Origin of the sequence: Oceanobacillus iheyensis HTE831 (assembly GCF_000011245.1) — a bacterium.
In the GTDB taxonomy this organism is placed as follows: Bacteria; Bacillota; Bacilli; order Bacillales; family Amphibacillaceae; genus Oceanobacillus; species Oceanobacillus iheyensis.
In genome coordinates this window covers 3340798-3364169 of the sequence record NC_004193.1, presented here as the reverse complement: position 1 = coordinate 3364169, position 23372 = coordinate 3340798, and the positions used below count along the sequence as shown (strand labels likewise).

Sequence of the window (23372 nt, the reverse complement as noted above, 5' to 3'; positions counted from 1 at the left end):
GGTACAGACCTAAAAAGGAGAGATAAATATGGCAAAACTAAAAGCATTATTTTTAAATACATCATTGAAACAAACAAGTGGAGAACCGTCAAATACAGATGCCTTATATAACGAAGTGAAACATATTTATGAACATGAAGATGTAGTAAGCGAAACAGTACGAATAGCTGATTACAACATTCCGGTTGGGATTAGTGATGATTTAGGTAATGGAGATGAATGGCCGCTAATTTTAGAAAAGATAAAAGAAGCTGATATTGTAATTATCGGGACGCCAATCTGGTTAGGCGAGAAAAGTAGTCTCGCAACCGTTACAATGGAGCGGCTTTATGGTGGTAGTGGGCTGACCAATGAGAAAGGTCAATCAATTTATTATAATAAAGTCGGTGGAGTTGTTGTTACAGGAAATGAAGACGGTGCAAAAAATGCAGCGACATCGCTTATATTTGGTTTATCCCATATTGGCTTTACTATTCCACCAAACGTTGATGCATATTGGGTTGGTGAAGCTGGTCCAGGACCATCATTCATGGAAGCTGATGGGAAAGAAAATGAGTTTACCCAAAATCATGTACAGATGCTCGCCTATAATACGATCCACATAGCGAAAATGTTAAAAGATAACCCTATTCCTGCTGAAGGAAATGTAATGGAATAGATAAAAAATCGCAGGTGAAATACAGACACAATTCCCATGGAGGAATACTGTATTTTTACCTGCGATTTTTAAATATGAGTCAATTTCATAATTGCTACGTTCTATTTACTCTAGCCCGTTCTTTATTTTTTCATTATAGCTTTAAAAATCTAAAAAAAGACGGAGACTCCAGTAGGATCAGCACGGACTGAAAGCCGATTTTCTACAAGAGTTTCCGCCTATAATTAATCTGAAATATATTGTTCAACAAGAAACTAAGACGTAACAGGTTCTTTCTCTACTAGTCCTTTATAATTAACTGCTTCACTTTGCCTCATATATATCCGTGGAACACGCTTTCCAATTAGGCATGCTGTTTCATAATGTATCGTCCCCATCAGATTAGCTACTTCTTCCATCGCGATATATCCTTCGGTAGGCTCACCAAAAATGGTAATTACATCATCTAGTCCAACATTCTCCACGTCCGTAACATCGATCATCGATTGATCCATACAAATTCGTCCAACAATAGGAGCGCGGCCGGCATGTACAATCACATCTCCTCGATTAGACAGTAGTCGAGAAAAGCCATCTGCATAACCAATTGGCATTGTTGCAATGGTGCTCTTTCGCTCTGTCGTGAATGTAAGACCATAACTAATTGCGGTGTCCTGATCAACTGTTTTTATATAAACAGGTTTTGTTTTTAGACTCATTGCTTGTTTTAAATCAATCAATTCTTTCAAATGTGTTTCTGGGTATAATCCATAGATGCCGATACCAACACGAACCATATCCAAATGCATATCCGGGTAAGCTATTGTCGCAGCAGTATTACAGCAATGTACAATAGGGATATGGCAATGCGTTCTTAAATGAGAAATAATCTGATTAAAACGGTGAAATTGCATCTCTGTATAAGTGGGATCTGTATTATCCGCATCGGCAAAGTGTGTAAATGCACCTTCTAACATAACAAAAGAAGAATGAAGTGCTTTAGCTATTTCAACTGCTTCTTCTTTCGTAGCGATGCCGATCCGATTCATACCAGATTCGATTTTTAGGTGTATGCGAGCTGTCTTTTGCAGAAGCTCAGCAGCTATTTTCACTTGTTCTGCATCTTCTTTTGTGAAAACTGTGAGTGTAATTTGCTGTTCAATGGCTGTTTTTAATCCATCGGGATGTGTGTATCCAAGTACAAGCAACGGTGCATCAATTCCAGCATCTCGTAATTGAATAGCTTCGTCTAAGATAGCAACAGCTAGATAATCGGCGCCTGCTGTTAAAGCCTCCTGTGCAACCTCTACAGCACCGTGTCCGTATCCATCCGCTTTTACAACCGCCATTAACTTTGTATGATGATCAATATGGTTTTTAAACGCCGTTACATTGTGATGGATGGCATCTAATGATACTTCTGTCCATGTGTCACGATAACTTCCTTGAATCATTGTGATTCCTCCCTAGATGACTGGGTAATATAGTTAGTTGAAGGTAATTACACTATAATTTCTTCACTTAGAATAAAAGTACCCTTCTAAGCTTATAGCAGGAAGGGTACTTGAAATGGATTCGTTAAAAGTAAGGTAAAGATGAAATATTGGGTAGGCTAGCTTTTTCATTTTCAACCTTTATTTTAACAATTAAAATTAAACTAATTCTGCGTCTTTGATTGCATCTTCAGGTGAAACAAAGTCGTATCCAAGGTCAGCAGCAACTGCTTCGTAAGTTACTTTACCATTCATAACGTTTACACCAGTAAGAATTGCTGGGTTGTCTTGAATTGCTTTTACTGCACCTTTAGAAGCGATTTGTACCGCATATGGCACTGTTACGTTAGTTAATCCAACAGTAGCTGTACGTGGTACCGCACCAGGGATGTTTGCAACTGCATAATGAAGTACATCATGTTTTACATAGATTGGCTCATCATGTGTAGTTGGGTGATCTACTGTTTCGAAGTTACCACCTTGGTCAATTGCAACGTCCACAAGAACAGATCCTGGTTGCATCGATTGAATCATTTCGTCTGTAACTAATTTAGGAGCTTTACGTCCTGGGATTAATACAGAACCGATAACTAGATCAGAATCTTTTACAGCTTCTGCAATGTTGTACGGGTTAGACATTAATGTTTGAATGCTTGAACCAAAGATATCGTCTAATTGACGAAGGCGTACAGGGTTTAAGTCAATAATCGTTACTTCTGCCCCAAGACCTAGAGCGATTTTAGCAGCGTGCGTACCAACAACTCCACCACCGATTACAGTTACTTTACCGCGGCTAACTCCTGGAATTCCTCCAAGAAGGATACCTTTTCCGCCTTCTGATTTCTCTAGATACTGTGCACCGATTTGTGTAGCCATACGTCCTGCTACTTCACTCATTGGAGTTAATAGTGGCAATGTACCGTTTACTGTAATTGTTTCATAAGCAATTGCAGTTACTTCACTGTCAACTAGTGCTTTTGTTAATTCTGGAGCAGCAGCAAGGTGAAGGTAAGTGAATAAAATAAGACCTTTACGGAAGTATTTATATTCAGAAGAAAGTGGTTCTTTAACCTTCATAATCATATCTGCATTTTCCCAAACACTAGCAGCGCTATCGATAAGTTCAGCACCAGCTTCTTTGTATTCTGCATCTGCAAAATTACTTCCTAGTCCTGCACCTTTCTCAATTTGTACAGTATGACCAGCATTTATTAAATGAACGACCCCAGCAGGTGTCATTGCAACACGATTCTCATTGTTTTTAATTTCCTTAGGAACACCAATAATCATCTATAAACAACCCCTTTATCAATTTCTAACCTTATCGTACAGCTTTCTTGAAGCGGTTTCATCATTAAAAAATATAAAAGAAAAAAACATGATTTGTGTATTTGCACAAATCATGTTTTATGAATGCTATCGATAAGCAAATCAAGATAAATATTTGTTTTTTGGTTCGCGTTTTTTAAATCAATTCCACTTACTTCTTTAATCCGTTTCAACCGATAATTCATCGTATTGGGATGAACAAATAGCTCTTTTGCAGCACGGTATACATTACTATCGCATTGCAAATAAATATCTAATGTTTCTAATAAAGAAGTTTGATGTCGTTTATCATAAGAACGCAGTCTTTCCATATAAGGATTGTAATAATGCTCATCTTTTCGCGTTTCTGCAAGCGTATCGATAAATTGCAATACTCCTAAATCTTCATATAATAGGATATCATTTAATCTTTCCGGTATTTGTTCTTGGAGTTTTAACACATTTTTCGCTTGGTGAAAGGACTGTTCTATTAATTGTGGTTGTTCGTAACGTAACCCGCCAGCCCCTAATACAGTGTTTAGATTTAATTGTTCTCCAATACGCTGGATAAGTTGTTGAATAAAATCATACAGTAGTTGTTTTGAATTAGATTCTTTCGGTAATCCTACTAACATAATAAAATCATTATCGTCAAATAGGCGCGTAATAACATTTACTTTCACTTGAGACTCGGATAAATAATACGCATGTTTTTCCATTTGTTCATTCACTTCATCTGAAAAACGAATAACAACAATCGTTTTATCTCCATTTAATTGGATGTTATATTGTTTTGCTTGGCGATTTATATCATCCGTGTTGTGTAAATCTCCGCGCAAAAGTTGCCAGAAGAAATCACGATAACCTTCTTCGGATTTTCGATTATGCTGCCGATTTTTCAAGAAATACTTTTTTACATAGGTGGCAGCTTCTTTAAAAAGGAATACTTCTTCTTCTGTGAAGGTTTTATCAGAGGTGTGTGCCCAGATGAATCCTAATATTTCATTTTGTTTTCTAACAGAGATAGCGATTCTGTTGCCAAGTCCTACTTCTTGTATTTCTGGAATCACGACGGGATCGTCACTATCAATTAATTTTGGCATATACCCTTTCTTCCAGAAAGCATTAATAACTTTATCTGGCACTTTTCTATTAATAATAGTAGAGATACGTACCTGGTCGATGTCATCCTTATGCTGGCTATATGAAATCACATGGTGATTAGAATCTTCTATTGTAATCGGACACTCGAATAGATCAGCAATGCTATCAGCTAACTGATTTGGTGAAGTGACAATGTCATTCAATCGTTTGTGAAGTGTATCTATATTTAAATCCATTTTTTTCCTCCATTATTTTTAAAGAAATAAACAAATATGTATCTGTCTATTTTAGTATATACACAAATATATTTCATATTTAAGATGATATAGTATATAATGACACAAGTTGGGAGGATATACATCATGAAAAGAATTCTATTGATTGGAAGCGCTTTCATAGGCGTAATCGTAGGTGCAGGATTTGCTTCAGGCCAAGAAGTGTTACAGTACTTTACTAGTTTTGGTCTCTTGGGAACTATTGGGGCCGTAATTGCAACCGCTTTATTTGCGTATATTGGGTTTGCACTAGTGTGGTTAGGAAGTGTGATGAAAACAAATTCACATAAAGATGTGATATATCGAATAAGTGGCAAATGGATTGGTCGAGCTATCGACTATATTCTTATCTTTACACTCTTTGGTGTAGGAGTAGTTATGCTCGCAGGTGCAGGATCAAACCTGAATCAGCAGTTTGGGATACCTGCGGTTGTAGGGACTATTTTAATGACAGCTTTAATTATTATATGTGGTATGGTCAAAGTCGATAGAGTAGTATCTATTATCGGTGGTATTACACCGTTCTTAATATTATTTGTTATACTGATATCTATTTATAGTTTCTTTACATTCGATGGATCGATATCTGCTTTAAACAACGTTGCACAGCAACACACATCATCATTACCAAATTGGTTTATTGCTGGGATTAATTATGCTTCCTTTAATACTGCTGTTGGGGCATCAATGGCAATTGTAATGGGTGGTGCGGAAAAAGACTCGAGAACTGCAGCTCTTGGCGGTTTAGTAGGTGGACTTGGATTAGGTTTTCTAATCGTATTTAGTCATTTAGCCATTTTCTCTAAAATAGAAGATGTAGGAAATATGGACATGCCAATGCTTGGTATCGTAAACGATATCTCGCCGGTACTTGGAGTGATTATGGCAATTGTAATTTTCGCTATGATATTTAATACGGGATTAAGTATGTTCTACTCCTTCGGTGCTCGATTTGCTGAGGTTGGTACAAAGAAATTTAAGAACTTTTATACCATTGTCCTATTAGTTGGATTCGCATGTAGTTTTGTAGGATTTACAGAGCTTGTTGCCTTCTTCTATCCATTAATTGGTTATTTAGGACTTGTTTTAATTGGGGTTCTCCTGTATGCACCATTTAAAGTGAAGAAGATGAAAGAGTTACAGCAGCGTTCTTCTTAAATAGAAAATAGATACTAAAGCTTGTAGAGGATGATCGATCCTTTGCAAGCTTTTGTTATTGTATAGGAAATTATAAAGTTTTGGGCTGTGGCTAAACAACTAAGTTATTTAGCCACGTCCAGCTCCAGCGCCCATCACCTATTGTCCTTCCGGAAACCTCCTTACGATAAAGAAAACATCGATTCGCATACGCTTATCGTGTTTCCTTTATCTCAAAGAAATAAAGAAGTTCGACCAGTCGAACCACCCCTTGAAAACCAGGGGCGCAGGACATACGGTGATAAACGGGCGCTTGCGCTTTTGTTATTGACTAAAATTTCTATAGTTGTTTTTTATAATAAGTAAAACTATACTTTATCACGGTGACTATAGAAACAGCGGAGGAATTTATGCAACAAGTAAAAGCACTTACAACAGGAATGTTTTATACATATTTAAAAGAGCGAAATACGTATTCTAATGAAATCATGCAATGTATAGAAAAATCGTTAGAACATCTATTACATTATGGCACTACAATGAACCGACCAGGGATGTTGCTTGGGAAAATTCAAAGTGGGAAGACGCGAACATTTATTGGTTTGTCAGGCCTTGCGATGGATAATGGCTATGATGTAATCATTGTATTAACAAAAGGTACCAGAGCTTTAGCAAGGCAAACATTACAACGGTTATATCAGGAGTTTGAAGGTATCGAAGATGAAGATGTCTTGCAAATTCATGATATTATGTCGATGCCAAACAATTTAATTGAATATGAATTACAGCAAAAACAAATGATCGTCGTGAAGAAAGAAACCAATAACTTGAAGCGTTTAGAAGAAGTTTTGTCGGTAAGCTATCCTGCCTTAGCAACTAAAAAAACATTAGTAATTGATGATGAGGCCGACTTTGCAAGCATTGGATTTTCTAAAACAAAGCGAGAGGTTACAGAAATCAACGTAATCGCCGGACAAATTGATAGGCTTCGCAGAAATTTAGCAGATGTTAGCTTCTTGCAAGTAACCGCAACACCATACTCACTTTATCTACAACCGGATACGTTAAAAGTAGACGGATCCTCGAAGGTTTTTCAGCCGGTGAAACCTGCATTTACAGAACTTGTGCCTGTTCCGAATGAATATATAGGTGGAAAATATTATTTTGAGGAAAGTGAAGCAGGAGATTCTATTTCTTCTCATATATATGAACCGATTAACGAAGACGAATTAATGGCATTAAAAAAGCAGGACCGAAGAAGGTTTAAATTAGAGGAGGCGTTACATAGTAACAAGATTTCTTCTCTTAGAAATTCAATTATTCATTTCGTTGTCGGAGGAGTCATGCGAAGGATTCAGCAAAAGCAGCAAGGAAGACGAATGAATAAGTATAGTTTTATTATCCATACGGAGCAGGCTAAGTTATCCCATGAGTGGCAAGAAACCATTATCTTAGAAATAAAACGTCAGCTACAACAAGCTGCAGATGATCAACCAAAATTACTCTTGAATCTGATAAGAGCTTCATTCGAAAACATGAAAAAGTCCTTAATGATGCTAGGAGGTGACATTCCTTCTTTCGCCGAAGTGCAATTTGAATCATTATGGGCGCTGCAAAAAGATCATCTTTTGATATCAAAGGTAAATTCAGAAACGGATATAAACCAGCTTCTAGATAACACTGGTCAATTGAAACTAAGAGCTCCACTAAATATATTTATTGGCGGACAAATATTAGATAGAGGGATAACGATTGCAAACTTAATCGGCTTTTATTATGGAAGAAATCCTCGTCGCTTTCAGCAAGATACGGTCCTTCAGCATTCACGTATGTATGGATTTCGTCCTAAGGAAGACTTAGCCGTAACAAGATTTTATACAACGAAAGAAATTTATCATGTCATGAGGAAAATATATGAATTTGATACAGGGTTGCGAAAGGCTTTTGAACAAGGTGGACAAGATCAAGGGGTTGTCTTTATTCAACAAGACCAGCAAAATGAAATTATTCCCTGCAGCCCTAATAAATTATTACTATCAAAAACAACAACATTACGCTCATATAAACGAATGCTTCCCGTTGGGTTTCAAACTAGATATAAAACGTACATCAGCCAAACCATTGATAAGCTAGATCGTGCGATTGGGGCAAGTGGAAAGGCTGACGGCGTTGCTTTCTTAATACGACTTGATAACGCGAAGAAAATTATACGAACCATCGCCAAAACATTTGATGACAATACAGATTCGTCTTGGGATGTAAAAGCTTTCCTAGCAAGTATGGAATATTTGTCTCAGCACACCGATTCCACTTATCAAGGGCATGTATGGTGTATTGTGAAGCGAGGCAGAAATATGAGCAGGATTCGACCTGGTTCGAATCGTTATGAGGATGCTCCAGATACTCCCGCTGGAGAAAAGGGAGAGTTAAGAATAGCAAAACAAGTAGCTACAGACATTCCTGCCTTACTCTTATTACGTCAAAATGGAGAGGAAGAAAAAGGTTGGCGGGGAACGCCGTTTTGGTGGCCAGTGTTGGTTGCGCCAAAAAATACAAAAACAGTAGTGTTTACGAGTGAATCATTACATGAACAAGATTGAGTCGAGTTTCGAGGACTGCTGTATTTTCCTATTTTAATAAGTAGCTAACAACCAACTTTACAAAGGCTATAACAAATGGTAAAAGTAGAATAATATTATTCATTTGGGGAGGCCATCCATGTCTTTTTTATTTGATCATTTTGTACATGTAGTAAATGATCCACAAAAAGCAATGGAACGTTGTGAGGAACTCGGAATTCATGCGGTTCAAGGAGGGAAGCATGTGAATTTAGGGACTTACAATGCGTTAAGTTATTTTGGACTAAGCTATATTGAATTTATTGGTGTGTTTAGTGAACAACTTGCAAATGAAGCCGCTAAGGTCGATCATGGACTTATTAAAAGTATTCTAGATGCAAAAGAAGATGGAGCTGTACGAGTAGCATTACGTTCAACGGATTTACAAGCGGACGCCCAACGTTTTGCTTCTCTTGGTTTTGAGGTGAATGGCCCCACGGACTTCAGCCGCACTCGACCAGACGGAAGTATAATCAAATGGAAATTATTATTTATAGGACGCGAAGGGATCTCTCCTGAATTGCCATTTTTCATTGAATGGGACGAATCAGATGAATGGAGAAAAAAAGACTTGGAAAAAAGCAACGCTATTGCAGATCATCCAATAGGAGATATAGCTTTGGAGAGCATCGGATTTGCCGTGAACAATGGAGCAGAAACAGCTGCATCTTGGAGTGAACTGCTCGATGTAGAATTGGGTACCCCTTTTATAGATAGTGAGTTACAAGCCAAAGGATATCCTATACGTATTGCGGGTGGTAATCTTATCTTTTATGAACCGACGGATAATGGAAAAGCAGCCTCTTTTCTACAATCAAAAGGCGAAAAACCGTTTATGGTACAGTTCAGTAGCGGTGAAAGAAAGACCATTGATTTTTCAGGTGCATTATATCGATTTGAGTAAATTTCTCTTGAATGTAGGGAGGTTCTCTAACCCAAAAAAACGTAAGAAAGCTGAAAAAGTGGTTGATAGAGCGGTTCTCTAACCCAAAAAAACGGAAGAAAGCTAGAAAAGCGGTCAATAGAGTGGTTCTCTAACCCCAAAAAAACGTAAGAAAGCTGAAAAGTGGTTAATAGAGCTGTTCCCAATCAACTCAACCAAAATTACTCCTATGTGGCAGGCTGGGGGATATCTCCGATTACGCTAGAGCAATCGGGAGCGTCAGTCCCTCCAGCCCCTCCAGCCCCCTCCTGTCGCCACACCACCATCCTACCATTTGTTCTACTCCAATTCTTTTGCCATCCCCATGCTTCTTCACCACCAACTTTCCATGCCTTCTACTACAGGTTGCCTCGAGACTAGGATTTCATTTTTTACCGAGTAGTACCATTCGGGATACAATCAGTGGAAGGAACCGACGCTAATTTGCTAACATGTCTCGCTAAATTAATTTTCTGTGGTAGGATAAAGTGACAATAATCTTGGAGGAAATATCGATGGGTAAGAAAAAAACACGTCTAAGCATATTGATAACAACGCTTGTTTGTTTAGTAGTTATTATTGTTCTTATTACCAATGATTTATTAATAAATTATGCAACCGGTGAACGGCTAAAAGAAAATATTGAGGAAAAGGCAGTAATTATTTCTCGAACAATGGCCAAGTCCGAATGGGTAATTAATGGGCTACAAAATAAAGATGAAGAGAAATATATACAAGAATATACGAATGAAATAAGTCGCTATACGGATTTAACATTTATTGTAGTTATGGATATGGATGGTATACGTAAGTCACATCCGAACCCGGAGTTAATTGGAAAGCCTTTTGTAGGAGGGGATGAAGATACCGTATTAGAACAAGGTATCGAGCATATTTCCATATCTGAGGGGACGCTTGGTGACTCATTGCGCGCTTTCTCCCCAATATTTAATGAAGAGGGCGAACAAATTGGTGCAGTGTCGGTGGGGATATCCCTACAAGAAATTGATGATGTCATCAATAACAATCATATCAGCAATCTAATTAGCTCGATTGTTGGTTTAATTATTGGCATCTTAGGAGCATGGTTTATTGCCCGTTATATTAAGCGGATTTTATTTGGTTTAGAGCCGTTTCAAATTGCTAAATTGCTAAAAGAAAGAAGCGCTACGTTAGAGTCAGCAAGAGAAGGCATCATAACCATCGATAAGGACCATAAAATAACGATTGTAAATAAAGCCGCAATGAAAGTTTTTGAAAAAGCAGGAATTACCGAATCCCCTGTTGGTAAAAACGTAGAAGAGGTTCTTCCTCACTCGCATTTAGAGGATATTTTAAAAAGCAAACAGCCCGAGATGGATGTTGAACAGAAAATAAACGGCGTGACTATTTTGGCAAATCGAATGCCTATTATAGTAAATGATGAAGTGGTAGGTGCTATTTCCACTTTTAGAGATTTAACAGAACTAAAACAATTAGCCAAACAATTATCAGGGGTAAAGCTGTATGCCGAGGCATTACGTGCACAGTCTCATGAATTTATGAACAAATTGCATGTGATTAATGGCATGGTAACGACAAAAAGTTACGATGAATTAGACGATTATATTAAACAAATTGTTAATCAGCGTAATGATGAGCTAAATCATGTTGTCAAAAATGTAAAAGACTCGATATTGGCAGGGTTTCTCCTAGGTAAATTAAGCGATGCGAGAGAAAGAGATGTTAATCTGCAAATTGATGTCGCAGAAGAAATACCTGCATCTGCCGATAATCAAGTTGTCCATAAATTAATTACCATTATTGGAAATCTCACAGATAATGCAATTGATGCAATAAAATCGAAAGAAAACCGTACAATCGATATGTATGTAAGCTATAAGAATGATTGGCTCTATATAGGGATTCAAGATTATGGTATTGGCATAGATGAACATATACAGCAACAGATGTTTCAAAAAGGCTACTCCACCAAAGGAAATAACCGGGGCTATGGTTTATATTTAGTAAGACAGAGTGTAGAGACGTTGGGTGGATCCTTGCGTTTTGAAACACTTGAAGCTGGAACTATTTTTGAAGTCGAAGTTCCTTATCAGATAAGGAGAGATATACAATGATTCGGGTACTAATTGTAGAAGATGATCCAATGGTAGCGGAATTTAATAAAAGATATATACAGCTTATCGATGGATTCGAAGTAACAGCGATCGCAACCAACACAGCGGAAGCGAAGGCAACCATGGAACAGCAAACGGTTGAGTTATTATTGCTTGATGTATATATGCCAGATGAAAATGGATTAGCGCTCCTATCTCATATTCGAAGTGTGGGCATAGAGGTCGATGTAATATTAATAACGGCCGCATCAGACAAAGAACGAATACAGCAAGCCCTGCGATTTGGTGCTGTAGATTATTTGATTAAACCATTTGAATTTGAGCGATTAGAACAATCCCTACTTGCTTATAAAGAAAAACATGAATTATTATTGGATAAAGAGGTAATGACGCAAAAGGAATTGGACAAGTTTATGCATGCGGAAGAAGAAGCTGGTGAACCAGAAAAAATATTGCCAAAAGGTCTGACAGAGTCAACGTTACAAGTGATTGTATCTGAAATCAGACGTCAGCACGGCGTATTTTTCTCCACAGATGAATTAGCAGAGCAAACCAATATTTCTCGTGTTTCTATCCGTAAATATTTAAAGTTTTTAGTAGATATTGATTGGGTCGAAGAGAAGATGACGTATGGAATAGGGCGACCTGTCTATTCGTACCAATACAAAAGAGAAAATGATCATCACTTATACCCGTATATCAGCAGCTAATACATAATTAGCTGCTTTTTTTAATTTCAAAACTCTTTTAATAGTTTCAAAACCGTTCAATTTTTTGTCAACTATTTATAATAAAAAAGAAATCGAATTGAAAGCGATTACGGTGGGGGTAATTATTGTGGTATATAAAAATTTAAAAGATGAAGCAATTGAACTTCATTATAAGCATAAAGGAAAGTTAGAAATCACAGGGAAAATGGAAATCAATACGGAAGACGATTTAAGTCTTGTGTATACACCTGGAGTAGCGGATGTATGTAAACAAATTGCCGATGACCCGAACAAAATCAATACACTTACATCTCGTGGGAATATGGTAGGGATTGTAACAGACGGTACAGCAGTACTTGGTCTGGGAAATATTGGACCAAAAGCAGCAATGCCTGTAATGGAAGGAAAAGCACTATTGTTTAAGAAATTCGCTAATATTGATGGATTTCCTATTTGTTTAGATACGACGGATGTAGATGAAATTGTAAATATTGTAAAAGCAATGGGACCAACGTTTGCAGGGATTAATCTTGAAGATATTGCAGCTCCTCGTTGTTTTGAAATCGAAAAACGTCTGAAAGAGGAATTAGATATTCCCGTATTCCATGATGACCAGCATGGAACTGCAATTGTTGTACTAGCAGCATTAACGAATGCTTTAAAAGTGGTAAACAAACAGAATCGCCCTATTAAAATTGTCATTAATGGTGCTGGTGCAGCAGGAATTGCAATAGCGAAGCTACTCTATCATGCGGGATTAACTAATATTACGTTAGTAAGCTTAGAAGGCGTGGTAGCAAAAGGCGAAGATTGGTTAAATCCAATGCAGGTAGAAATGGCAGAAGTAACAAATAAAGATAATGTTCGTGGCACGTTGAAAGATGCGATTACAGAAGCAGATGTATTTATCGGTGTATCTGGTCCTGGAGCATTAAAGAAAGAACATATTCAAACAATGGCGAAGGATCCAATTATTTTTGCGCTAGCGAATCCAATTCCAGAAATCTACCCAGAAGAGGCATTGGAAGCTGGTGCAGCAGTAGTAGCAACGGGCCGTTCGGATTATCCGAATCAGGTCAATAACTTACTTGCATTTCCAGGGATATTCCGAGGAGCAATTGATGCGGGAGCAAGGGATATTACAACCGAAATGAAGGTAGCTGCAGCTTATGGGATTGCAGATGTATTATCAGATGAAGAGATTTCTAAAGATAAAGTTATCCCAAATGCCTTGGATGAGCGAGCAGGTGAACGTGTTGCACAAGCTGTTATGTCGAGTGCTATCCAACAGAAAAAGGAAACAAGCTCTGTAAGTTAATGTAAGAGGGGGAAGAGCCTTCCTTCTAATTTTGAGGAAGGCTCTTCAAAAATAAAACCGAAAGAGAAAGGTGAACAAAATGAAAGAATCTACAGAAATGAAAACGAATACAACAAAAGATAATACAGTTTCCCTTCCACAGTCCGGAGTGAAAATATTTGGAATGCCGGTTTTATGGTTTCTACTATTTTCAGCAATAACGATTATTGCTATCTATTCTGGTAGTCTTCCAGCAGGTATGATTGGTAGTTTACTTGTTATGATTGTTATCGGTGAACTACTAGGTTTCGTAGGAGATAGAACACCTATTGTACGTACTTTTCTAGGCGGAGGAGCAATTGTGGCGATATTTGGTTCCGCATTTATGGTGTATAGCGGTATATTGCCAGAGTATGTGGTAACGGGTGTTACCGACTTTATGACAACAGGCGGTTTTCTTGATTTTTATATTGCAGCACTTATTACTGGAAGTATTTTAGGAATGAGCTCCAAGCTATTAGTAAAAGTAGGTATCCGTTTCTTTGTTCCCATCGTCGGAGCAATCGTCGGTGCGGTTATTTTAGCATCAATCATTGGTAGCATTGTAGGATTTACGGTCCAAGATGCAATTCTTGTCTTAACATTGCCTATTATGGGTGGAGGCATGGGAGCAGGTGCTGTTCCGATGAGTCAAATTTATTCAGAGCTATTAGGTAATAGTCCAAGTTATTATATTTCCATGTTAGTACCTGCGCTAGCATTAGGAAATGTCTTTGCGATTGTTTTAGCGAGTATACTAAATTTAATCGGGAAAAAATATCCTTCTTTAACAGGGAACGGACAAATTATTGAAGGCGTAACTCAGGATACGAAGGAACAAAAATATGATATTAAATTAATGGGAGCAGGGTTGCTTGCAGCAATTGCCTTCTTTACGATCGGTTCTGTGTTAGGTGATTTCTTACCCATTCATGCGTATGCTATTATGATTATCTTAGTAGCCTTAACTAAAATTGCGAATATCTTACCACAAACCGTTTTAGACGGAGCAAGTCAGTGGTATCAGTTCGTAGCTAGTAACTGGACATTAGCACTTCTATTCGGAATCGGGGTTGCGTATACTGATTTAAATACAGTAATCGAAGCATTAACGCTTCAATATATTCTAACTGTCTTTGCGGTGGTATTAGGAGCAATCCTAGGTGCAGGATTACTCGGTAAACTCGTAGGATTCTATCCAATTGAGGCAGCTATTACAGGTGGATTGTGTATGGCCAACATGGGAGGTACGGGAGATGTAGCAGTATTATCAGCTTCCAAACGTATGGAATTAATGCCATTCGCTCAAATCTCCTCTCGCTTAGGTGGGGCAATTATACTGCTCATTACTGGCTTAATCATACAAATGTTCTTATAGACAGCATTACTAAAAAAGCTTTTATTGTGAGAAAAAATCACAATAAAAGCTTTTTTGTTTAGGAAAGGAAAGAAAGTATCACGAATGAGGGCCCTTATCTTCTTAATTAGTTGAAGCTGTGCCTGCTAAGAAGCATCCGTCTGCAATGGAAATCAAATAACGCAACAGGATATTATATAAAAAATATAATATTTTAAATATTTTATATGTACTATAATTTAGTGTATAATTGCCTATATAAATAATATTTAGGAGGAATTTACATGGGTCTTTTTGATGGTATTATGGGAAATGCATCCGAAGTAGATAACGGGAAGATTGAAGAAGAATTTCAGCAAGTTTTAGCGGAATCAGAAAATATTGAGAGAACGTATAAACTTATTCGCGATTTATTTATCTTTACGAATAAGCGATTAATTCTAGTAGATAAACAAGGTGTAACAGGTAAAAAGATGGAAATTCATTCGATACCTTACAAAAATATCGTTCACTTTAGTATTGAAACAGCGGGAAGTTTTGATTTAGATGCGGAACTAAAAATCTGGATATCTGGTAATTCTGTGCCTTTCCAAAAGCAGTTTAACAAAAGCTTAAATATCTATGAAGTTCAAACTGTATTGGCGAGCTACGTACTTAATTAATTTCATTTGACATTATACATCGAAAGTTCTAAACTTTTATGTAGAATTGAATAGTGTATTCTTCGGGGCAGGGTGTAATTCCCGACCGGCGGTGACAAGTCATCAGAACTTGAAGTCCGTGACCCGCTTTTATGCGGTGGATCTAGTGAGAATCTAGAGCCGACAGTAATAGTCTGGATGGGAGAAGAATAGCTGTATGGATACGTATATCTATTTGATGTGGAGAAAACGATGTTTTTTCTAGCTGTCTTACATTTACGTATTTTTACACATATCGTTTATTAGAGTTAGCTACGCCCCGCAATCTATATATTGCGGGGCTATTTATATGGAGTGAATGTTATTCACTTGTCCTCACTTACTTCTGCAAATACGAATTTAGAAGTTGCTTACTCTCTAGATCACTATAATCCCCTTTTTAAAAGATCACATTCATTTCTGATATTAAATTTCATAAAAGGAGCTGATGATTTGTTTACTGGAGTTGTTCAAACAATTGGGCAAGTAACGAATGTAGAGAAACGACGCGAAACAATTCAACTTGTCATTCATACAACGGAAGCTCAATTGCTGCATTACAACGTTGGCGACAGTATGGCTGTTAATGGTGTGTGTCTGACTGCCACAAAAGTAGGCGAGGATACATTTACGGCTGATGTTATGCCAGAAACATTTCGATCGACCAATCTTCAATATGTGCGTATTGGTTCATCCGTTAATTTGGAAAGGGCGATGCGTGCAACAGATCGGTTTGAAGGACATGTCGTTGCGGGGCACGTGGATTCTACCGTTACCGTGAAACGTACATGGAAGGACCAAAATGCATATTACATGAGTTTTACTTTACCGAAACCATATGCGCAAGAAGTAATTGCAAAAGGTTCGATTACCTTGGATGGTACGAGTTTAACGGTTGTAGAAAAATCCAGTCATGCATTTACGATTAGTTTGATTCCTCATTCACAACAAGCGTCGATTTTATCCCAACGTCGAGTGGGTGATTATGTAAATATGGAGACAGATATGCTTGCTAAATATATTCTTCAAGCAAATAAGCAAACCTTATCACAGTCCTTTTTACAAGAGAATGGATTTTAAGGAGGGTAAATATGAACGAGCTAAGCAAGATAGAGCAAGCGATCGAAGATTTACGAAACGGAAAGTTGATTATTGTTGCGGATGATGCGGACCGAGAAGCAGAAGGAGATCTTGTTGGGCTAAGCGAATTTGTAACGCCTGAAAAAGTTAATTTTATGACGAAATACGGACGAGGATTAATCTGTGTTCCTATCACAGAAGAACGAGCGCTGGAATTAGATTTACATGCAATGGCTACAAACAACACGGATACGTATGGAACTCAATTTACGGTTAGTGTTGATTATTATACCAATTCTACAGGGATATCTACCGCTGATCGTGCAGATACGATACGAGCTTTAGCTGAACCATTATCAAAAGCGGCAGATTTCAAGCGTCCGGGTCATATGTTTCCGCTAATCGCGAAAAATGCAGGTGTATTGGAACGTAGAGGTCACACAGAAGCAGCTGTTGATTTGGCTAGACTATCCAATTCGATTCCTTCGGCATATATTTGTGAAATTTTAAATGATGATGGGACGATGGCAAGATATCCTGCGCTTGAAACACTTGCAAAAGACTGGGATTTGACCTTGATTACAGTAGAAGATCTCGTTCAATATCGAGAAAAAGAAATAGCTATCGAAAATTAATCTTAAAGGAGTTTGATCATATGACAATTTATGAAGGCAACTATAATGGACAGGGCAAGAAGATAGCGATTGTAACAAGTAGATTTAATGAATTTATTACTTCGAAACTATTATCTGGGGCAGAAGATATGCTTATTCGTCACGGCGTAGCTAGGGAAAATATTGATGTGATTTGGGTTCCAGGTGCTTTTGAGATTCCTTATATCACCAAGCGCGCAGTCCATTCTCAAAAATACGACGGAGTAATAACGTTAGGAACAGTGATTCGCGGAGCAACGACACATTATGATTATGTTTGTAATGAAGTCTCTAAGGGAGTAGCTCAAGTAGGGATGAATAGTAACATACCTGTATTGTTTGGTGTGCTAACAACGGAATCGATTGAGCAAGCTGTAGAAAGAGCCGGTACGAAAGCTGGAAATAAAGGTGCGGAAACAGCACTCGGATTACTTGAAATGATATCATTAAACGAACAATTTCATGTAGAGAGTGTTGGAATGAACTAATTTAAACATACTGTCCAGAAGTCTTCATCACGATTCACGAGAAGGCTATGGACAGTTTTTTTAATCCCCAGGGTATGCATCCATAACCTTGATGTCAAAAAATCTATTGTGAAAATGTTGAAAATTTGAAATAATAAATTTTGATTGATAAAAAATAGGTTAGGAGGTTTCATGAAATAATTGAACAGAAAGGGAGGTAATAGAATATGAATCTAACTATAACAGGTGACAGTGCTGCAATCATGAAAGGGTTAAGCGAGTTACAAGCAAGTTATGCTTTTTCGTTAGATGAGCGGGCAGAGATTACCATTACATGTGTGCAGGAAGAAGCAGTCAATGGCTTAGCAATTTCTTATAAACAAGGTAAAGGGACGATTACTTACGCCCAACCTAATCATTTCTTTCGCGCTTTTAGTATGCTACTTCAACACCTACAACAAGAAGATACTCCTCTAGAAACAAACGAAAAAATGCATTTTTCTACTATTGGACCGATGTTCGACCTTTCACGGAATATGACCATGAAATTAACAACACTAAAAGACTTCATCCGAAAGTTAGCTATGATGGGGCATAATAGCGTTATGCTTTATATGGAAGATACCTATGAAGTGAGCGATGAACCTTATTTTGGCTACATGCGCGGACGCTACTCAGAAGCTGAACTACGTGAATTGGATGAATATGCTGCTTTATTTGGGATAGAGCTGATACCTTGTATCCAGACGCTGGCTCATTTAGAGGAATTCTTAAAATGGGATGCAGCTTATAAGTACAAGGATACGAGAGGGGCATTATTACTAGATAGCGAGGATACGTACGATTTACTAGATAGAATGATCCATTCGGTTACAAAACCATTCCGCAGTAAACGTATCCACATAGGTATGGATGAAGCAGAAGAAGTAGGTAGGGGAAGATACTTAAATATTCATGGTTATCAATCCCGATTCGAAATGATGTCGAAGCATTTAACAAACGTATTAGAAATCACTGATAAATATGATTTAGAAGCGATGATGTGGAGTGATATGTTTTTAAAGTTAGCATCAGAAACCGGAGATCAGTACGATAAATCTACGAATCTTCCAGAATATATTATTCAACAATTACCAGAAAATGTTCAATTTATGTATTGGCAGTATAATCAGACGGATTATGATCACTATGACAATATGATAGGGCAATTAAAGCGATTTGGCAGGACGCCAGCATTTGCAGGAGGCATGTGGGTGTGGAATACATTTGCACCAAACTATCATCTTTCTTTAAGCGCGAGTGAACAAGCACTTCAAGCCTGTAAGAATAACGGAATTCGTGATGTGTTTGTGACACTGTGGGGGGATGATGGATATGAAAACAATGTGTACACCTCTCTTTATGGAATACAGTATTACGCAGACCATGCATATAACGAGCAAGTAGATGAAGTAGAAGTCAAACAGAGGGCGACATTTATCACCGGTATAGATGTAGATGCCTTATTATTATTGAATCAGTTGGATCAACCACCTGGTGTAGCGGAAGGAAATCTTCAACAGACGAATCCTTCTAAGTTCCTTTTATGGCAAGATCCATTATTAGGTGTTTTTGATAAACATATAGAAGGGCTGGATTTAGATGAATACTATGAAGACCTTTCTACGAAGATTGAATTGAAACAGAAGGAAGCGTACGAAAATGCTAGGATTCATTATGATGTGCCTAAAAAGTTATGCAATGTATTAGCAAATAAAGCATCTCTCGGAGTGAAATTAAAACGAGCCTATGATAAGAAGCAGTTGTCCGAATTAACGTATTTAGTAGATACAAAGATCGTGCCTTTATTGGATGATGTTCGTGAACTTCGAGCTGCCCATCGGAAGCAATGGCTAACGATGAATAAACCATTTGGTTGGGAAGTAATTGATATACGTTATGGAGGTTTATTTAACCGTCTAGAAACTGCAAAAGATCGTATTGAACGTTTTGTAGAGGGGGAACTGGAAGAAATTGAGGAGCTAGAACAAGAGAGACTTTCTTATTCTAAAAGATTTGAACAATCCACAGGCCTTGGGTGGGGTAGTTACTATTACCGTATGGCATCTCCTAATGTATTTTTTCATGTCTTACCAATTTACTAGAAATGGAGGGGAGGAGCGAATGAACCCATTGTTAGATGTGTTTGTTGGCAGTTATGGAGAAAAGAATGAAGAAACTATTCACTGGCTTTCTTTTGATCCACTGATTGGCAAGCTTGCAAAGGTGGCAGCTTTTGAAGGCATAGATAATCCTTCATTTGTAGAAATTAATACGGATAAATCCTGTTTATATGCTATTAGTGAGGTCAAACAAGGAGAAGTTGTTTGTTATGGTATTGATCCATTAAACAACCAATTAACTGAATGGAATCGTCATCCTACTCATGGCGGACCTTGTTATATTGAAGTGAATGGTGACCATGTGTTTGTCAGTAATTATACCGGTGGAAATCTAGTCGTCTATCGAACAAATGAGAATGGAAAAATAGAAGAAGAAACCGATTGTATTCATTTTTCAACTGAATCAAGATTGCATACAATACGGCGCCTGCCCAAAAGCAATTATTATGTTGCAACAGACCTTGGACAGCATAAGTTATATTTCTTACATTTTAATCAAGAGACAGGAAAACTTCAGCGGCGATTTGAAGTGGAAACACCGTATCCTTCAGGACCTAGGCATATTGATTTTCATCCGGAAATAGAATTATTTTACGTAGTGAATGAATTCGATTCAACAATACTCGCATATGCATATGATTTAGAAAAAGAGCTCGTACAGTTACAACAAAGAGTATCCACGTTATCGAGCGATGCTAAACAAGAAAATTATGGAGCAGAAGTTCAATGCAACGGAGAATTTCTATATGTGTCAAACCGCGGACATGATTCGATTACAACTTACGAGATAATCAACAACGGATTGTTAAACAAACTATCAGTTTCGAGATTAGGTAGCAAATGGCCAAGACATTTCCAATCAAAAATTCCAGGAGATAAATACGTGATTGTCGCCAATGAACATAGCAATGAGTTAATAGTTATGGAAAAAACAATACAGGATGGATGGGTAAATTCCAATCAGAGATATGCAGTCCCAAGGCCAGTTTGTGTAAAATTAATGTAGAAAGAAATATGGATTTCAACAAAAGGAAGTATTAGCTTCCTAAAAAAACATTACAAACATTATAATGTTATATTGACATTACAATATAATAGTGATACTATTTCGAATAAGAAGAAATTTTACAAAAATTTTATAAATTGAATTAGCTGCATTACATCCTGCATAAATCGAGCAGTTATATCCGCACGCAAAAGGAGGAAACTGCTTGGAATGTAGGATGCTGTTTAACGACCTTTAGGTCATGCCCTGTGGTACTACCATTCAGTGGGCTAGGAAAATGAAAACTCTCCCACTGAATGAAGTTTCATTTTATTTTAATAGAGGGGTGATACATAAAAGATAGGTATAGTTTGGTTTGACGTTTTAGGGGGATCAATCGTGTTGTAGAAATGTATTTTCTAGGGAGGGAAAGCAAAGTGAAGGTTAAAAGATTATTGTTAATTCTTTTACTAATAGGATTTGTAACCGCTTTATCTGCTTGTAATAACGATGATGAGGGTGGAGGAGATGGCGGAGATAGTGGTGGTGGCGACGATGCGACTGCTGCAAGCGAAGATGTAAATGAATCAGGAATGCCTATTGTTGATGAAGAGCAAGAACTAACTTTTTTTGCAAACAAGCCTGCTCAAAATGAAGACAATGATTGGAATGATATCCTAATTTGGAATGAATATAGAGATCAAACAAACATCAATGTAAATTGGGATCTTGTAAGTCCAGATGCTTTAGAAGAAAATCGTAACCTGGCTTTAGGTAGTGGCGATTTACCTGACGCGTTCTTCTTATCGCAGCTTACGAGTAGCGATTTATTAAGGTATGGTGGGCAAGATGTATTCCTACCGTTAAATGATTTAATTGAACAATACGCTCCAAACCTTACAGCGTTAATGGAAGAAGACCCAAGTATTCGAAAAGCACTTACGTTCCCAGATGGAAACATTTACTCCATGCCAGCGCTTATTGAGGAAGACTTCCTATCCTTACGTCTGAGTGCTCGCCCATGGGTGAATGAAGATTGGTTGGATGAATTGGGAATGGAAATTCCAGAAACAACTGGTGAATTCTATGAATATTTGAAGGCTGTAAAAGAGCTTGATCCAGTAGGTGGCGGTAAAACAATACCTTATGGTGGCACGCAGATCCAAGAATTAGTGCAATGGTTAGCTGGCTCTTTTGGAGTCATGAATCAAGGTCCGTCAAATATGAACTATGATTTGGATGCTTCTGGTGAAGTTCGTAACTTTGCTATAACCGATGAGTATAAGCAAATGCTTGAGTATATTAACAAACTGTACGAAGAAGGATTAATTGATCAAAGTATCTTTACGATTGAGTGGGGACAATTCTTAGCAAATGCCTCTGATAATTTATATGGAAGTATGATTTTCTATGATCCAATTGAATTATTTGGTGAAGATATTGGTTCTCAATATAGCAGTGTTGCAGCTTTAGAGGGACCAGAAGGACATCAAACATATAATAAACTTTCTTCTTCTGTGTGGGATCCAGCAAACTTAGTAATTACTAGTGAGAATTCAAATCCAGCTGCTACGGTACGTTGGATGGATCATTTCTACAGTGATGAAGGTGCGGAACTTTACTACATGGGTGTAGAAGGCGAAACATTTGAAATAGAAGACGGTGAAGCGGTTTATAAAGATCACATCTTAAATCCTGAAGGAGATATAACTTTTGAACAAGCGCTAGCCAAGCAGTTAACATGGTTAGGTTCGATTAACGGAATTATTAAAGCAGATTATTTCCAAGGTGGAGAAACTGCTCCTCAGTCCATGGAAGCTGCTGAGAAGATTGAACCTTTTGTTCCAGAAGAAATTTGGCCGCGTTTCACATTTACTGACGAGGAGAATATTGTCTTACAATCTACTGGTCAAGATATCAACAACTATATCGAAGAAATGCGGGACAAATTTATTACTGGTGATGAAGATTTAGCTAACTGGGATAATTATGTAGACACACTAAACCAAATGGGATTAGAAGAGGTTGTAGAAGTACATCAAAATGCTTACAACCGTTATACAGAGAATTAATTTTTGATTACAGATGGATTTTGAAGAGAGAGGCTCCCCCCTTTTCCTCTCTCTACTCCCTTTGATAAAAGAAAAAGAGAGTAGATTCTATTGAACAGCATTACTTCCTATTTATCCAGCATGACAATACAACTTCAGACGTGTAAGCGAAGCAATGTTCAAAAGTATACATAATTGCCAATTAAGGTTGTTTCATTAGGAATACATGGTCGACGAACGTATCAAGGTTGTACATTAGTTAGCTGCTTAAGGAGGTAGA

At 37.6% G+C, this 23372-nt stretch carries 18 protein-coding genes and 1 riboswitch; of the genes, 15 read left to right on the top strand and 3 right to left on the bottom strand.

The genetic code is table 11. The annotated features are described in order from the left end of the window. Nucleotides 1-28: 28 nt before the first annotated feature. Complete coding sequence (locus OB_RS16445) at nt 29-658, top strand: flavodoxin family protein (RefSeq protein WP_011067623.1); 630 nt, start codon at nt 29-31, stop codon at nt 656-658. A gap of 254 nt (nt 659-912) precedes the next feature. Here the strand turns inward: OB_RS16445 and alr are convergent, their stop codons facing one another. From alr to OB_RS16430, 3 genes are all read right to left on the bottom strand, one after another. After that, nucleotides 913-2091 (bottom strand): alanine racemase, encoded by a 1179-nt coding sequence (gene alr, locus OB_RS16440; protein ID WP_011067622.1) that lies wholly within the window; start codon nt 2089-2091, stop codon nt 913-915. 198 nt (nt 2092-2289) lie between these two features. After that, complete coding sequence (gene ald, locus OB_RS16435) at nt 2290-3420, bottom strand: alanine dehydrogenase (protein WP_011067621.1); 1131 nt, start codon at nt 3418-3420, stop codon at nt 2290-2292. Nucleotides 3421-3530: 110 nt separating this feature from the next. Then, nucleotides 3531-4778, bottom strand: a complete 1248-nt coding sequence (locus OB_RS16430; protein WP_011067620.1) for a PucR family transcriptional regulator — start codon at nt 4776-4778, stop codon at nt 3531-3533. A gap of 126 nt (nt 4779-4904) precedes the next feature. On the opposite strand from OB_RS16430, the gene OB_RS16425 reads away from it, so the two are divergent. The 14 genes from OB_RS16425 to OB_RS16360 all read left to right on the top strand — a co-directional run bounded on the left by OB_RS16425 (nt 4905) and on the right by OB_RS16360 (nt 23113). Beyond that, complete coding sequence (locus OB_RS16425) at nt 4905-5975, top strand: YkvI family membrane protein (RefSeq protein WP_011067619.1); 1071 nt, start codon at nt 4905-4907, stop codon at nt 5973-5975. 389 nt (nt 5976-6364) lie between these two features. After that, nucleotides 6365-8554, top strand: a complete 2190-nt coding sequence (locus OB_RS16420) for a Z1 domain-containing protein (protein ID WP_011067618.1) — start codon at nt 6365-6367, stop codon at nt 8552-8554. Between the two features lie 118 nt (nt 8555-8672). Next, a complete protein-coding gene (locus OB_RS16415; RefSeq protein ID WP_011067617.1) occupies nt 8673-9476 on the top strand; it encodes a VOC family protein in 804 nt (267 codons plus the stop codon). A gap of 533 nt (nt 9477-10009) precedes the next feature. Beyond that, entirely contained in the window at nt 10010-11611 is a 1602-nt protein-coding gene (locus OB_RS16410; protein ID WP_011067616.1) for a sensor histidine kinase, read from the top strand. Continuing rightward, a complete protein-coding gene (locus OB_RS16405) occupies nt 11608-12321 on the top strand; it encodes a response regulator (RefSeq protein WP_011067615.1) in 714 nt (237 codons plus the stop codon). Before OB_RS16410 ends, OB_RS16405 begins: the two co-directional genes overlap by 4 nt. Nucleotides 12322-12448: 127 nt before the next feature. After that, nucleotides 12449-13639, top strand: a complete 1191-nt coding sequence (locus tag OB_RS16400; RefSeq protein WP_011067614.1) for an NAD(P)-dependent malic enzyme — start codon at nt 12449-12451, stop codon at nt 13637-13639. A gap of 79 nt (nt 13640-13718) precedes the next feature. After that, nucleotides 13719-15035 (top strand): 2-hydroxycarboxylate transporter family protein, encoded by a 1317-nt coding sequence (locus OB_RS16395; protein ID WP_011067613.1) that lies wholly within the window; start codon nt 13719-13721, stop codon nt 15033-15035. A gap of 263 nt (nt 15036-15298) precedes the next feature. Then, on the top strand, nt 15299-15676 hold the full coding sequence (locus OB_RS16390; protein WP_011067612.1) for a PH domain-containing protein: 378 nt from the start codon (nt 15299-15301) through the stop codon (nt 15674-15676). A 54-nt stretch (nt 15677-15730) separates the two neighbouring features. Beyond that, nucleotides 15731-15869: riboswitch (FMN riboswitch) on the top strand. 278 nt (nt 15870-16147) lie between these two features. Further along, the gene (locus OB_RS16385) at nt 16148-16774 is read left to right on the top strand and encodes a riboflavin synthase (RefSeq protein WP_011067611.1); all 627 of its coding nucleotides are present in this window, start codon (nt 16148-16150) and stop codon (nt 16772-16774) included. Between the two features lie 11 nt (nt 16775-16785). Beyond that, entirely contained in the window at nt 16786-17409 is a 624-nt protein-coding gene (ribB, locus tag OB_RS16380; RefSeq protein WP_011067610.1) for a 3,4-dihydroxy-2-butanone-4-phosphate synthase, read from the top strand. A 20-nt stretch (nt 17410-17429) separates the two neighbouring features. Further along, nucleotides 17430-17915 carry a 6,7-dimethyl-8-ribityllumazine synthase gene (gene ribE, locus OB_RS16375; RefSeq protein ID WP_011067609.1) on the top strand — a complete coding sequence of 162 codons (486 nt, stop codon included), beginning with the start codon at nt 17430-17432 and terminating at the stop codon, nt 17913-17915. Between the two features lie 206 nt (nt 17916-18121). Then, a complete protein-coding gene (locus OB_RS16370) occupies nt 18122-20038 on the top strand; it encodes a beta-N-acetylhexosaminidase (protein ID WP_011067608.1) in 1917 nt (638 codons plus the stop codon). Between the two features lie 19 nt (nt 20039-20057). Then, on the top strand, nt 20058-21062 hold the full coding sequence (locus tag OB_RS16365) for a lactonase family protein (protein WP_011067607.1): 1005 nt from the start codon (nt 20058-20060) through the stop codon (nt 21060-21062). 416 nt (nt 21063-21478) lie between these two features. Continuing rightward, nucleotides 21479-23113 (top strand): ABC transporter substrate-binding protein, encoded by a 1635-nt coding sequence (locus OB_RS16360; RefSeq protein WP_011067606.1) that lies wholly within the window; start codon nt 21479-21481, stop codon nt 23111-23113. The last annotated feature ends 259 nt before the right edge of the window (nt 23114-23372 follow it).